The following is a 14,482-nucleotide window of genomic DNA, read 5'->3' on the forward strand; positions in this document are numbered from 1 at the left end:
CGGACCGTGTTCGATCAGTCCGTGCCGGACTCCATCGCGGCGCGGTCGAGAGCCCCTGCGTCGGACTCCTCGTGCGTGCCCACCGACGCGATCGCCTCGGCGCCGCCGGACTGCAGCGACCCGACCAGCTCGGCCTGGGCCTGCCCGACCAGGCCGAGCTGGGCGTAGTTCTCCAGCTTGGCCCGGGAGTCGGCGATGTCCAGGTTGCGCATGGTGAGCTGGCCGATCCGGTCGACCGGGCCGAAGGCCGCGTCCTCGGTGCGCTCCATCGACAGCTTGTCCGGGTGGTACGAGAACGCCGGACCGGTGGTGTCCAGGATCGAGTAGTCCTCGCCGCGGCGCAGGCGCAGCGTCACCTCACCGGTGACCGCCGAGCCGACCCACCGCTGCAGCGACTCGCGCAGCATCAGCGACTGCGGGTCGAACCAGCGGCCCTCGTACATCAGCCTGCCCAGCCTGCGTCCCTCGTTGTGGTAGCTGGCGATGGTGTCCTCGTTGTGGATGGCGTTGACCAGCCGCTCGTAGGCGATGAACAGCAGGGCCATGCCCGGCGCCTCGTAGATGCCCCGGCTCTTGGCCTCGATGATCCGGTTCTCGATCTGGTCGCTCATGCCCAGGCCGTGCCTGCCGCCGACGGCGTTGGCCTCGTGCACGAGGTCGACGGGGGAGTCGAACTCCTTGCCGTTGATCGCGACCGGACGGCCCTGCACGAACGACAGCGTGACGTCCTCGGTCGCGATCTCGACCGAGTCGTCCCAGAACGGCACGCCCATGATCGGGTCCACGATCTCGATCCCGGTGTCGAGGTGCTCGAGCTTCTTGGCCTCGTGGGTGGCGCCCCAGATGTTGGCGTCGGTGGAGTAGGCCTTCTCGGCGCTGTCGCGGTAGGGCAGGTCGCGCTCCTGCAGCCACTCCGACATCTCCTTGCGGCCGCCCAGCTCGCCCACGAAGGCGGTGTCCAGCCACGGCTTGTAGATGCGCAGCCGCGGGTTGGCCAGCAGCCCGTAGCGGTAGAAGCGCTCGATGTCGTTGCCCTTGAACGTGGAACCGTCGCCCCAGATCAGCACGTCGTCGGCGAGCATCGCCCGCACCAGCAGGGTGGCGGTGACGGCCCGGCCGAGCGGGGTCGTGTTGAAGTAGGTCCGGCCGCCGGAGCGGATGTGGAACGCGCCGCAGCTCAGCGCCGCCAGGCCCTCCTCGACCAGCGCCTCGCGGCAGTCCACCAGCCGCGAGATCTCGGCGCCGTAGGCCTCGGCCCGGCCGGGGATGGAGGCGATGTCGCTCTCGTCGTACTGCCCGATGTCGGCGGTGTAGGTGCACGGCACCGCGCCGTTCTCGCGCATCCAGGCCACCGCGACGGAGGTGTCGAGGCCCCCGGAGAAGGCGATTCCGACCCGCTGGCCCACCGGCAGACTCGTCAATACCTTGGACATGGCTCAATACTATGCGATGGACTGCATGACTATGAAATCCGGGTGGCGGTCCGCGTGTTCGCCACCCAGACTCCGCGATGTCTCGAACTGTCGTTCGAGCGTCCTTGGAGCCGCGTCAGCGTCCGCGGCCGTCGAGCAGGAGTTCGGTCAGCTCCCGCGGCAGCGGGGTCTCGCGGTCGGCGTCGAACTCCCCGTGTGCGGTGATGCGGTTGGCGAAGCCGTCGAGGAGCAGCGGGATCCATTCGGCGACCTGCCGGGCCGGCAGGTCGGTGCGGATCTGCCCGCCCCGCTGGGCGCGCTCGGTCCAGGTGGTCAGTCCCTCGCGGATCGCTTCCTCGTCGGCTCGCAGGGCTGCCGCGACCGCCTCTTGGGCGGCGCGGCGGTCGAGCTGGCGTTCAGAAGCGGACGGGCGCGCGGCTGCGTCGTCCGGTGGTCACTCGGCTCTTGGATGACGGGCGCGCCGGGAACGCGAGTGCTGCACTGGTTCCCGGCGCGCCGGCCCGTCGCATGCACGGCACGGATGTGCCGTGGGCTTTCCCGGTCAGGCCGGTTCGGCGACGAACAGCGGGATGACCCGGTCCGTCTTGTTCTGGTAGTCGTCGTAGTCGGGCCAGACTTCGGTCGCCCGCGACCACCACTGCGCCTTCTCGTCGCCGGTGACCTCGCGGACGACCATGTCCTGCTTCTCGGTGCCGTCCTGCAGCTCGACGTGCGGGTTGGCCTTCAGGTTGTGGTACCAGACCGGGTGATCGTCGGCGCCGCCGTTGGAGGCGACCAGTGCGTAGGCGCCGTCGTGCTCGACCCGGATGACGGGGTTCTTGCGCAGCTTGCCGGACTTGGCGCCGACCGAGGTCACGACGACGACCGGGCGACCCATGATGGTGGTGCCCTCGGTGCCACCGGAGCTCTCGATCTTCTCGACCTGATCGCGCACCCAGCCCGAAGCGCTCGGGACGTACTCTCCAGTAAGAGGCATGGTCGACATCCTGCCCCCGGTCGGCGCGACGTGCCACCGGCGCGGCTCACGACCACATCGCGGAACCGTCCTGCGGCTCACCACCGCGGGCGAAACGGCCCCGCACGGCGTCCGGCGGGTCGCCGAAGCGACCCGCCGCGACGCGTCACCGGTTGGTATCGAAGGGCACGCCCTCCGGCTTGGCCTTCTCCAGATCAGCCTCGAAGGTGCCGTCCTTGAGCGCGAGGGTGGCACTGCCGAAGTCGGCGGCCACCAGCTCGTCCCGGACGCCGGAGGGGAAGTTGTTCCAGCTGACCAGCGCGGGGTACTGCCACGTCCCGTAGTCGTTCTCCGGCTGCTCGTCCTCGCCCGCGAGGCGGAACGCGTGCGTGCCGGGGCCGTCCTTGTGGTAGACGATCTTCGGGTGGCTGCCTTCCCAGGCGACCTCGGAGCTCGGGTGCGTGGCGTAGTCGCCGTGCGCGGACGCCGACACGTACTTCGCCTCGCCCTGGTTCACCCACACGACGACGTGCTCCAGGTCGTGCCGGTGACCGCCCAGCCCGCTGCCGTCCACGGCCTGGTCCTTCTCGAAGTACAGCGCGTACATGTAGGCGCACCAGCCGCTCTGGTCGTCGCACTTCGAGCGGGCGTAGGAGTTGGTGTTGTCCAGATCGGACTTGTCGTGGCAGTTGCCGTTGACGGCGCCGGAGAGCTCCAGGCCCTCGGCGACCGTCCCGTCGGCGCCGATGGCGGGAGTGGGGTAGCAGCCGTCCCCGTCGTAGTCGAACGCCGGCTGCCACTTGCCGTCGGGCTCGGCGACGCTGGAGGGAATCGCGGTCGGCGGTTCCGCCAGGGCGCTCGCGGGAGGCAGCCCGACGAACAGCAGCGCGGCCCCGACGACCGCGCGGGTGCCGAACCACAGCTTCCCCGGCCGGCGGGCGCTTCCGCGTCCGGTTCCGGACGCACCGGGAATCCGCGGGAAATCCGGGAATGGGAGGAGGGATGGGCGGAAGTGGATTCGTCGTCGGGAGAACGACGAGTTCGGTCGGTTCCCGGTGAACCCGGCGCGTGCCGGCGTTTTTCGCATTATGGCTGTCCCCACTAGGCCAGTCGCAACGATCGCCTTGATCGACTTCGACGACGATGGCGATCCTAGCGGGGTTCACGACGGCGAGAAATGCGTCTTCCGGCTCAGCGGGGATTCAGCGGAACGGTGATCCGCTGCGTCCATCAGCACGATGGCGGCCCACGTCGGAGTGGGCCGCCATCGTTGGGATCTGAACGAATTGTGTCTTTGGCTGAACTGGTGGTGTCGGTCAGGTTGCCGTTTCGTCGCTGCTTCGGCGTTCGATGAAAGTGTCCGGCGCGGATTCGGGGAGCTCGGTGCGCAGATCCGAATCGCGTAGCACCTCCCGCGCCTGCGCCTGCGGATCCTCGCTGCCCGCCGCCGACTCCTCCGGCAGCAACCGCGCGCGGTGCGCGGCGCGCTCGGGTATGTCGTTGCGCTCGTCGAACGTGCGCGGCGCGTCGGCGTCGTGCTCACGGCGCGCCTCCTGCTCCTCGCCGGCAGGCAGTTCGGTCTCGCCGAGGTCCAGCGGCTGGTCCTGCCGCTCCATGTCGCGTCCCTCCTCGTGGTGGTCGTGGTGAGGGCCGCCCGACGTCGTACCCCGCCGATCGTTGCGGTGAAACATTCGGTTCGCCGGGTGCGCACCGGAAAACCGGTTCGCCGGTGCGCACCCGACAACCGGTTGGGCGGGTCCGCACCGGCTGTCGGTGCCCGTGCTCAGGAACCGCGCAGCGCGGCGGCGAACCGCGGTGCGGCGTGCTCGACGGCGTAGCCGATGCCCAGCGTGGAGCCGGACGAGAAGGCCATCGTCAGCTCGTGGTCGTCGAGGACCAGCAGGTGTCCGGCCCGCGCGGAGGGGATCTGGTTCAGCACCGGGTCGTCGCGCAGCTGCCGGGCGTCGGCGCCGATGGGGAAGACGACGGTGAGGTCGGCGCTGATCGTGCTCAACCGCTCGTGGGCGATGTCGGTGTAGAAGGTGCCGTTGGCGAGCGCGTTGATCTCGGGCTTGTTCTTCATGCCCAGGTCGGTCATGAACTCGACGCGGGGATCACCGGGCAGGTACGCGCCCCACTTGTTGCCGTAGTAGGCGGCCACGGCCACCGTCTTGCCGGCCAGTTCGGGGTGGGTCCGGGCCGCGTCGCGCAGCCGGCCGTCGAGCTCGGCGACGCGCTGCTCGCCGAGCTCGGGCTTGCCGAGCGCCTGGGAGACCAGCCGCGTCTGCTCCCGCCATCCGGTCCCGTAGGCGACGGTGCCGGGCGGCGGCCCCACGGTCGGGGCGATCTTGGACAGGATCTCGTTCTGCGCGGGGTCTCCCGAGGAACGCGTGTTGAGGATCAGGTCGGGCCGCAGCGCCGCGATCGCCTCGTAGTCGGGCTGCGTGGTGCCCAACTGGGCCGGGGGCTGGGTGTAGAGGCCGGCGGCCCACGGGCCCACGCCGTTGCCGCCGAAGCCCTGCCAGTCGCTCGCGCCCACCGGCTGCACGCCGAGCGCGAGCGCGGTCTCGGCGTCGGACCAGCCGAGAGCGACCACGCGCTGCGGTCGAGACGGAACGGTGACCTGGCCGAACATGGTGTCCACCGAGGGCCCGGGCGTGCTCGCCGGCGCGTCACCGCCGCCGCTCGCGCAGGAGGTGACCATCATCAGCAGGCCGAGCACCGCGGCGGCGAAGCGGCCCTGTCGCAACATCAACACAAGCTCCCGGGGTGGAGTGGTACCAACGGGCGGTTAGGTTAACCTAAGCTAAACTGATCTTGCGATGCCGGTGTGTCCGGTGTGTGCCGTCCCCGGATCCCGACGGGTTCGCCGCGGGGCATGGGCGTCGGGAAACGGCGGACTTCCGGCCTGGGCGGTTCGGCGCCCGCCGGAGCAGTCGCAATAACAGGAAAGCCCGAGTGTTCTCGCCTTTCGCCGAAAGGTGTCGCTGACGGTGAGAGGTCTCGGTGGTTCGGGGCCGGTGAATTGTGCAGGTGCCACTCGGCCGGAAGCAGGATTGCGTTGCATGGCGATCGTGCTTCGGCGGTGCGGCTGCTTGGTCTATCCCGGGGTGGTTCCGCGGTCAGCAGAGCATGTCGTCCGGTCGGGTGCGGGAAAGGGTGTTCAGCGGTATTGGGTGCGAAACTCCTGCCGGCCGTCCACTTCCGATTGCGAAGCAATGGCACGAATCGGCTCGTTGTGCATATTCTGGCGCTTATTGATCAACCCGTTATACGTGTGATTCGCCGTCAACGACGGCGCATGGTTCGCCACCGTCGAGAGGACGCCGCATGACCGAGTCCATCCAACGAGACGCCGACAGCCAGGAAGCCGCCTGCCCGCACGCCCGCGCATACCCCTTCGGCGACCCGGGAGCCCTGGACTTGGACCCCGACTACGCCCGGGTGCGCGACGAGGAGCCGCTGACCCGCATCCGCATGCCCTACGGCGAGCAGGGCTGGCTGGTCACGCGCTACGACGACGTCAGGACGGTGCTGGCCGACCCGCGGTTCTCCCGTTCCGAGGTGCTCAAGCGCGACGTTCCCCGTCCGACGCCCCAGCAGGTCGAGCGGCCCGGAACGCTGGTCACCACCGACCCGCCCGAGCACGGGCGGCTCCGGCGCCTGGTGGCGGGGGCGTTCACCCACCGCCGGGCCGAGTCCATGCGCCCGCGCATCCGCGGGGTCGTCGACGAGCTCGTAGACGAGATGCTGGCCGGGGACAAGCCCGCCGACCTGGTCGCGGCCGTGTCGATGCCGTTGCCGGTCAACGTGATCTGCGAGCTGCTGGGCGTGCCGCGGGAGGACCGCCACGTCTTCCACTCCGGCGCCGTCCTGTCCGACTACACCGTCCCGGCCGACGAACGCGAGGCCACGTTCAAGAGCCTGGCGGACTATCTGGCCGTCCTGATCGCCGAACGCCGCGCCCGTCCGGAAGGCCCCGGGGACGACGTGCTCGGCGCTCTCATCAGCGCGCGCGACACCGACGGCGACCGGCTCTCCGAGGACGAGCTGATCGAGCTCTGGGTGGACATCCTCGTGGCGGGCTACGCGTCGATCATGAGCGTGACTCCCGACATGGTCGTCACCCTGCTGACCGAACGCGACCGGTGGGACGGCCTGGTCGCCGACCCCGGCGGTGTGCCCGACGCGGTCGAGGAGATGCTGCGGGTGATGCCGACCATCATCGAGTCCGGCCACTCGCGGGTCGCGACGGAGGACGTCGAGATCGCCGGCGGCACGGTGCGCGCGGGAGAAGCCGTACTGCCCTGCCTGCCCGCGGCCAACCGCGATCCCGCGGTGTTCGACGCGGCGGAGGAGATGCGCCTGGACCGCGACGCGGGCAAGCACATCGCCTTCGGCTTCGGCCCGCACTACTGCCTCGGCGCGTCGCTGGCCCGGGTGCAGTTGCAGAGCGTGCTGACTGCGCTGGTCAGGAAGGTTCCCACGCTCGACCTCGTGGAGGCCGTCCGCGAGGACTCGACCCGCGTCGCCGCCGCGGTCCAGGGACAGCTGCTGGTCACCTGGTGAGCACCGGCGGCGCGTGATTCCGGTCTGGGGAAGCGGTATCCGGGAAGTCGCGGCATCGCCGGCGCTTCCCGGAACCGTCGCACCTCGATGATTTGGCCCGCCATCGGCATGTTGCGCAGTGCGGGTGGGTCGCCGGTCAGCTCAGGCCGAGCCCGCGCCTGCCCGTCTCGTTGAGCTGATCGGGGGTGAAGCGCCCCTCCCACTCCCGCTCGTAGTGCTCCTCGGGGAAGTCGCCGGGGCTGGAGCCGGTCCGGAACGCCTCGCGCACGCTCTCCGAGTACGCCTCGTTGCGCGGGCACCAGGGGGCGGCGGGGATGTACATGACGTTGCCCCAGCCCTTCTGGTCGGTTACCGGCGCGACGCTGTGGATCATGTCGCAGTGCCACCACACCGAGTCGCCCGCCGAGATGTCGGGGATGCCGGTGAGGGCCTCCACCAGCATCGGGTGCCACTTCCGGTCCGCTGGGAAGACCTGGTTGGTGGTGACGCCGCACATGTCGTCATCCGGCACGTCCGGCAGCAGTGGCCGCAGCATCAGGTACGCCATGGCCTCGGGGATCGGAACGGTGTGCAGGACGCCCTGGTCGTGGGCCATGTCCGACAGCGCCGTCCAGCCCTGGAAAGTCCGGAACGCCGAGCACATCGTCGAACCGGGGTACTGCGACGCGGCGGTGCGGTGGGCGGCGTCCCACGGGTCGTACTGCTCCACCGTGCCGTCGAAGAGGTGGCGGAACGCCTGCTGGTGGGACCGGGTCATCCACAGGTCGAGGGTGCCCGGGTCGCAGTGGGTGCCCAGGCCGCCGGAGTCCGATCCCGGTGGGCGGCGCCGGATGCGGTCGGGGTACAACGCGTCGCGGTCGGGCTCGAACCACCGCACGCCCTGCGACTCGTGCTTCCAGAACGAGTTCAGGAACGCCTGCACGCGCGCCATCCGGTCGCTCTGGCGTGCCTGCATCTGCGCGTTGGACCAGTAGATCGGGTAGATCTCGGGCTTGGAGCCGACGCTGCCGAAGAAGTCGTCGCCGGGGCCGGAGTAGTTCTCGAAGAACCGGTTCCGCTCGACGTAGTCGACGATCTCGGCGTCCCAGGCCAGCGCCTGGTCGCGGTCGAAGTGCCCGCGCACGACCAGGCAGCCCCGCCGCCGGACCTTGTCGCGCTGCTCGGCGCTCACGGTGCCGCGTTCGACGTCGGCGTAGTCGACGACCGGCCACACGCCCTCGCCGCGCGCCTGGTCCGCCCTGATCTCGGCGATCCGCGCGGCGATGCGGTGCTCGACGGCGACGAACACCTCTTCGACGGTGCGGCCGGACGACGCGATGCGCGCCCGCAGGGCGGGCTTGATCCGCCGGATCGCCGCGGACAGGTCCGCGGGCTCGGTTTCCCAGTGGGGCAGCTCCGGCAGGGTGCGCTCGGGTGCGGTGGTCACGCCGGCCTCCTTTGGTTAGGACTCCTAACTAATGGACGACGGTAGTGGCTCCGCGGCCGTTTGGGCAAGACTCCTGACTAAACTGGGCGCCATGTCCTCCGCCAAGCCGTCGCTGGAACTGCTGCGCACGCTCACCGACGAGCACGTGTTGCGCGCGGTCATGGCCCACGGGCGGCTGACCCGCACCGAGATCGCCGCGCTCACGGGCATCTCCAAGCCGACGGTGTCCGAAAGCGTGCGGAGGCTGAGCGAGGCCGGCGTGCTGGCCGACACGGGGGAGCGGACGACCGGCCGCGGACGGGCGGGCTCCTACTACTCGCTCTCGCAGCGCTGCGGAACGGCCCTGGTCGCGAGCATCACCCCGCACGGTGTGAGCGCCGAAGCGGTGGACGCCTTCGGTCAGGTCGTCGCCCGGTCCTCGGCCCGTCTCGGCAGGTCCTCGGGGCCGGTGCCGGCCGCCGAAGCGCTCGCCCAGGCCGCCGCCGAGCTGCGGCGGGAGGTTCCCGGTGGGCTGCGCTGCGCGGTGGTGAGCGCCGCGGATCCCGTCGACCGCGCCAGCGGCCGGCTCGTGGAGCTGCCGGATGTGCCGTTCGTGGTCGGCGAGCTCGACCCGGGCGCGGTGCTGGCCCCGCTGGTCGACGGCGAGGTGCGGGTCGACAACGACGTCAACTGGGCGGCCCGCGCCGAACGCGGCGACGGCTGCGCCGCGGGCGTCGACGAGTTCGTCTATCTCCACCTCGGCGAAGGTCTCGGATGCGCGGTGGTGTCCGACGGTCAGGTGCGCCGCGGGCACCGCGGTCTGGCAGGCGAGATAGCCCATCTCCACACCGAGGGCCCCGACGGCAGGGCCGCGGTGCTCACGGAGGTGTTCGCGGCCCTCGGGCTGCGCCACGAGGCGTCCACCGCCATCGACGTCGAAGCGCTGCGCAAGGCCGTCGGTGCCGGCGGAGTGGAGGCGGAACGCCTGCTCGACGCGCTCGCGCGTGCCGTGTGCGGAGTCCTGTCGGCCGCCGTCGCGCTGGTGGACCCGCAACTGGTCGTCCTGGGCGGGCCGTGGGGCGGCGAGCCCGCGGTGGCCCGGGTCGTGGGTGAGCGGTTCGCCGGGTCGCCGCGCGCCGTGCCGGTCGCGCAGGCGCAGGTCGCCGAGCCGGAGCTGGCGGGCGCCCGCGCGCAGGCGCTGGAGGACCTGCGGGAGCTCGTCGTCTCCGGCCCGCGTGGTCTCGCGACCACCGGCGCGTCGAGCTGACCGCGGCACCGCGCCCGCGAGGTGTTCGCCGCAGGGCGCCCGCGAGGTGTTCGCCGTGCGCGTTTTCCCGGCACCGCCGGACGGGTAGCACTCGGCGGTACCCGCTTGCGTGACGGAGGTGCGTGGGAAGTGAGCGACGACCAGAACATCATCGGCACGGTGAGCTCCCTGGTCGACGAGGAGCACCGGCTGCGCACGGAGGCGCAGCAGGGCCGGATCGCCTCCGAGGAGGAGCAGCGACGGCTCGCCGACATCGAGGCCCGCCTGGACCAGTGCTGGGACCTGCTGCGGCGCCGCCGGGCACGGCGCGAGATCGGTGACGATCCCGACGCGGCGTCGCCCGCACCGGTCGCGGAAGTCGAGAACTACCAGCAGTGACCGTTGGTTGACCACCATTTGTCCTTAGTGGACGGAAGCGTGGCCCGTCTCGAGGGTGCCTCGCGCTGATGCGTAGTCGGCACCGACACGTAGCCGGATCGAAGCGCACCACTTCTCCAGCCGAGTTCGAGCGTGTTGGAGGTCAACGCCGTTGTGCGAGGCGGGCGCGCCGAGGCGGAACGGCTCCTGCTCGTACAGCTTTGTCAGTTGCGGCGAGCCCGGGCCGGGGCGTGCCCCTGGAGGCCGGGGCACGCTCGTTCGAGGCGCGTCGGCTGGGGTGCGGCGCTGATGATCGTTTCGCTGGAGTAGCCGGCCGCACGCGCGCCGCCGGGCAGCCCGGCAGCGCGGGCGGTCGAGGAAAGTCGCAGAAGCCAGGACGGGAGACCCGGCCCTCCTCGTGGAGGAATCCCGCCTGTGCCGCCGGAAGGCGCACCGCACATGCGGTGACCGCCGCGGCGGCGTCACCAGGAGGTCGAGGTGGGCAGCCGGGTCGCCCCAGCGGTCCTCGCCATGGCGTTCGCCGTGGTGCTGGCCGTGGCGTTCTTCGTCCCGTTCGTCGTGCGCGAGTACCGCAGGCACGGCGAACTCGGTGCGGGTGCGGCGTTCCTGAGGTTCGCCGCACTGCTGTACGTGCTCGCGCTCGCGTGCTACGTGCTGAGCCCGTTCCCGCCGCTGATCGAGCGCTCCTGCGAGATCTTCGGCCGACTCCGGCCGCAGTGGCGGCCCCTGGCGGGTTTCGACGGGGTGCGCTGGCCCGCGAGCTGGCAGGAGGCGGCCGATCTGCTGGTCACCAACGGCTCGGTCCAGCAGTTCGCGCTCAACGTCGTGCTGTTCGTACCGCTGGGAGTGCTGCTGCGCCGCTCGTTCCGGTTGGGAATGCTGCGCGTCGGCGTGCTCGGCTTCGCCGTGTCGCCGGCGATCGAGCTGACCCAGCTCACCGGCGTGTGGGGCCTTTACCCGTGCCCGTACCGGATGTTCGACGTCGACGACCTGATCGCCAACACCGCGGGCGCGCTGGCCGGCCGGATCGCGGCACCCGCCGTGCTCCTGGTCCCGGGCCGCGTCGGCCGCGTGCCGCGCGACTTCCCGCGCCCGGTGAGCCGGTTCCGGCGGCTGACCGGGATGTCGTGCGACCTGTTGCTGCTGTGGTGGACCGGCGGTGCCGCCCGCCACGTCGTCGGCTTCGCCCAGGACCACGGCGTGCTGGGGCACCTGCCGTGGCTGGAGCCGACCGCGCTCTGGACAGGCCCGCTGTTGCTGCTCCTGCTCGCGCTGGCCGGTGGTGGCAGCACCCTCGGACAGCGCGCGGTGCTCCTGCGCTCGGCACGTCCGGCCGGCGTGCGGCTACCCGTCGCAGCCGTGGCCTGCCGGTGGCTGGTGGACGTCGGCGGCCTGGGGCTGGCGCAGGGGGCGCTGCACGCCGCCGGATTCGCGGCGCTGTGGCTACCGCTCACCCTCATCTGGGCCGCTGTCCACGGATGGGGCGTGCTCAGCACGCCGGACCACCGCGGACTTTCCGGGCGGCTGGCCGGATTGTGCGTGGTCGACGCCCGGATCAGGCCGCGAACCGTTCAGTCGGAGCCACGGGAGGCACACCGCGGGGCTCAGGTGCACGCCAGTTCGGGGAAGCCGTGCGGATGAGGCGCGCGGTGCCCGTGCGACCCGTTGAGGGTGACATCGCCACCGTCCGGGAGGCCGAGCGCGGCGCGGAGCCGTTCCGCCCGCGTCCAGTGCGGCACCGCGGCGGCCCTGCTTCCCAGGTGCGCCAGCGTGTTGCCGATCGCGCGGTGGTGCCTGGCCTGGAAGACGAGGTCCTCGGCATCTCTGGCCGCCGAGAGCCCGCGGGAGAACATGCGCAACGCCTTGTCGTGTTCGCCGAACTCCCGGACGAGCTCGCCCGCGATCAGCAGCACCGCGGCGCCGTGCACCCGCGACCCGTTGTCGCGGACCAGTTCCACGGACCGCCGCAGCGCGTCCATCGCGTCGGTGCGCTCGCCCTCGGACTGGTGCACCCACGCCTTGCCGAGCAGTGCGTACGTCTCGACCGCGACGTTGCCGACCGCCCCGGCGACCTCGATCGACCCGGTCAGCCGCGCCAGCGCCTCGGCGGGCCTGCCCGCCGCGTGCAGGAAGCGGCCCAGGCCGAGCATCGCGTTGCACGCGTCCTGCGGTTCGTCCCGGCCGAGCCGGACGGCCTGCTCGCCGTGCGCCACGGCGTCGCCCGCGCGGCCGGACCGGACCAGGTTCTCCCCGACGCGGACGTGGAAGACCGCCTGCGCCTGGTTGTCGCCGAGCTCGCGAGCGGCCGCAAGGCCGAGCCGGGCGGCCTCGGCCTGCGCGGGGAGATCGCCGAGGTGGTGCTGGAACCGCTCCAGGCACAGCGCCAGCCGCCACGCCCGGCCGTGGTCGCCGCGGGCGCCGGCCAGCGCGAGCGCCCGGTGCAGGTTGGTCTCCTCGGCGCGGAACCAGTCGAGCGCCTCCTTCACCGTGCTCAGTTCCGGGGACTCCGCCGGCGGGCGTGCGACGCGCATCGCCGGCTGCCACGCCTCATCGGTGACCAGCCGGCGGCCGGCGTCGGCAGTGTGCAGGTAGTAGTCCAGCAGCCGTTCGGTCGCGGCGTGCCGGTCGGCCGCGGGCTCCTCCTCGGCGACCGCCGCGGTGTAGAGCCGCACGAGATCGTGCCTCGCGTAGCGCTCTGGCCCGCTTTTGTGCAGCAGGTGCACCGAGATGAGGCTTTCGAGCCGGGGCTGGACCTCCGCGACGGTCGTACCGGCCAGCGCGGCCGCGGCGCCGCGGTCGACGTCGGTTCCCGGATGCTCGCCGAGCCGCCGGAACAGCCGGGCGGAGGCGGCGTCGAGCCTGCGGTAGCTCCACGCCAGCGCGGTCCGCACGGTGCTGCCGGAATCCGGCAGCGAGAGCCGGTGGAGCCGGTGGCGCTCGTCGGAGAACGCCTCGACCATCGCCCGGAGCGTGCCGTGCTGATGGCTGCTCCCGCGGGCGGCGGCGATGCGCAGGGCCAGCGGCAGCCGGTCGCACAGCTCGGCCAGCTCGGCCGCCGCCGCGGGCTCGGCGGCGACCCGGTCCGCGCCGAGTACCAGCCCGAGCACGGTGACGGCCTCGTCGCGGCTCAGCGCGGGCACGGTGACCCGGACCGCGCCCTCGGTGGCCGCCAGGTCGTCCAGCCGGCTCCGGCTGGACACCAGTACCGCGCAGCTGGAAGTGCCGGGGAGCAGCGGACGCACCTGCGCGGCCGAGCGCGCGTTGTCGAGCACCACAAGCATCCGGCGGCCGGCCACCGCCGAGCGGTACAGCGCGGCGCGTTCGTCGGCGTCGGCGGGGATGCGCGCGTCGGGCACCCCCAGCGCGCGCAGGAAACCGGTGAGCACGTGGTCGGGGGCGACCGGATCGGTCTCGTCGAACCCCCGCAGATCGGCGAACAGGTGCCCGTCCGGGAACCGCGCGGCCACCTGGTGCGCCCAGCGCAGCGCGAGCGCGGTCTTGCCCACCCCGGCCGGCCCGACCAGGATGCGGATCGCGCCGTCGGCGCCCCCGTTCGGCCCCAGCTTGGCCAGTTCGGCCTCGCGACCGGCGAAACCCCTGTTCTCCCTGGGAAGTTGCAGCGGCACGCACTTCGGCGCGGTCGGCTCGGGCGCGTCGTGGGCGGTGAGTACGGTGTGGAACGCCTGCCGCAGCCCGATTCCGGGGTCGACCCCCAGCTCGTCGGCGAGGCGGGTGCGCGTGTCGTGGTAGACGTTCAGCGCCTCGGCCTGCCTGCCGGCGTGGTGCAGGCTGAGCACCAGCAGCTCGACCAGCGGCTCGCGCAGCGGGCGCAGCGCGACCGCCTCGTGGAGCAGGTCGATGCCCTCGGCGGTGCGGCCGAGCCGGTGCAGCCGCCTGCCCAGCTCCTGGATGGCGGTGACCACCGACTCCTCCATCCGCGCCGAGATCACCCGGCGCAGCCGCTCGGCCGGGACGTCGGCGAGCACCGGGCCGCGCCGCAACGCCAGCGCGGTGCGCAGCAGCTCCACCGCTTCGGCGTCGGTCGCCGTCCTGGCTTCGGCGAGCAGGTCCTCGAACCGGGTCACGTCGAGCTGCGAGCGGTCGGCGACCAGCTGGTAGCCGGGCGAGCGGGTGACCAGCTCCACGCCGTCGCCGAGGACCTTGCGCAGCTGGGCGATGTGGCCCTGCAGCGCGGCTTTCGCGCTGGGAGGCGGACTGCCCTCCCAGACCACGTCCAGCAGCCGGTCCATGGACACGACTCGGTTCAGGTCGAGGGCGAGCGCGGCCAGCACGCTGCGCCGTTTGGCGGCACCGAGCCCGGCTGTGCTCCCGTCCGCCCGCAGCAGCTCCGCGGGGCCCAACAAGCGAATCCGCATCAGTGGCCCGTCCCCAGAGAACATGTTGATTTCTCATGTTAATTGATAAAGGCGCTGTTGATCAGGCGGCCCGCGATTCGGAGTTGGTGCCGCGTTGGC

11 protein-coding genes are annotated in these 14,482 nt (G+C 71.8%); 4 read left to right on the plus strand and 7 right to left on the minus strand.

The genetic code is table 11. The features are described 5' to 3' along the window. Positions 1–14: 14 nt before the first annotated feature. The 5 genes from argG to SACE_RS14165 form a co-directional block, all read right to left on the minus strand. Positions 15–1,433, minus strand: a complete 1,419-nt coding sequence (gene argG, locus SACE_RS14145) for an argininosuccinate synthase (protein WP_009949409.1) — start codon at positions 1,431–1,433, stop codon at positions 15–17. A gap of 541 nt (positions 1,434–1,974) precedes the next feature. Beyond that, entirely contained in the window at positions 1,975–2,409 is a 435-nt protein-coding gene (locus SACE_RS14150; protein WP_011873879.1) for a nitroreductase family deazaflavin-dependent oxidoreductase, read from the minus strand. Positions 2,410–2,554: 145 nt separating this feature from the next. Continuing rightward, entirely contained in the window at positions 2,555–3,475 is a 921-nt protein-coding gene (locus SACE_RS14155; protein WP_009949404.1) for an NPP1 family protein, read from the minus strand. 229 nt (positions 3,476–3,704) lie between these two features. Further along, positions 3,705–4,004, minus strand: coding sequence for a hypothetical protein (locus tag SACE_RS14160; RefSeq protein ID WP_009949403.1), 300 nt, complete (start codon positions 4,002–4,004; stop codon positions 3,705–3,707). A 167-nt stretch (positions 4,005–4,171) separates the two neighbouring features. Then, the gene (locus tag SACE_RS14165) at positions 4,172–5,140 is read right to left on the minus strand and encodes an iron-siderophore ABC transporter substrate-binding protein (RefSeq protein WP_009949402.1); all 969 of its coding nucleotides are present in this window, start codon (positions 5,138–5,140) and stop codon (positions 4,172–4,174) included. Between the two features lie 578 nt (positions 5,141–5,718). Between SACE_RS14165 and SACE_RS14170 the strand changes: the two genes are divergently transcribed. Next, complete coding sequence (locus SACE_RS14170) at positions 5,719–6,957, plus strand: cytochrome P450 (RefSeq protein ID WP_009949401.1); 1,239 nt, start codon at positions 5,719–5,721, stop codon at positions 6,955–6,957. Between the two features lie 136 nt (positions 6,958–7,093). Here the strand turns inward: SACE_RS14170 and SACE_RS14175 are convergent, their stop codons facing one another. Beyond that, positions 7,094–8,383: a DUF1479 domain-containing protein gene (locus SACE_RS14175; RefSeq protein ID WP_009949400.1), complete on the minus strand. Its 1,290-nt coding sequence runs from the start codon at positions 8,381–8,383 to the stop codon at positions 7,094–7,096. Between the two features lie 91 nt (positions 8,384–8,474). Here SACE_RS14175 and SACE_RS14180 point away from each other — a divergent pair, with 91 nt between their 5' ends. The 3 genes from SACE_RS14180 to SACE_RS14190 all read left to right on the plus strand — a co-directional run bounded on the left by SACE_RS14180 (position 8,475) and on the right by SACE_RS14190 (position 11,648). Then, on the plus strand, positions 8,475–9,629 hold the full coding sequence (locus SACE_RS14180) for an ROK family transcriptional regulator (protein WP_009949399.1): 1,155 nt from the start codon (positions 8,475–8,477) through the stop codon (positions 9,627–9,629). A 129-nt stretch (positions 9,630–9,758) separates the two neighbouring features. Then, complete coding sequence (locus tag SACE_RS14185) at positions 9,759–10,007, plus strand: DUF2630 family protein (protein ID WP_009949398.1); 249 nt, start codon at positions 9,759–9,761, stop codon at positions 10,005–10,007. Between the two features lie 477 nt (positions 10,008–10,484). Next, positions 10,485–11,648, plus strand: a complete 1,164-nt coding sequence (locus SACE_RS14190; protein ID WP_009949396.1) for a VanZ family protein — start codon at positions 10,485–10,487, stop codon at positions 11,646–11,648. Here SACE_RS14190 and SACE_RS14195 read toward each other — a convergent pair. Continuing rightward, a complete protein-coding gene (locus SACE_RS14195) occupies positions 11,612–14,383 on the minus strand; it encodes an AfsR/SARP family transcriptional regulator (protein WP_231850004.1) in 2,772 nt (923 codons plus the stop codon). The genes SACE_RS14190 and SACE_RS14195 overlap by 37 nt on opposite strands. Positions 14,384–14,482 lie beyond the last annotated feature (99 nt).

The organism is Saccharopolyspora erythraea NRRL 2338 (genome assembly GCF_000062885.1).
GTDB classification, from domain to species: domain Bacteria; phylum Actinomycetota; class Actinomycetes; order Mycobacteriales; family Pseudonocardiaceae; genus Saccharopolyspora_D; species Saccharopolyspora_D erythraea.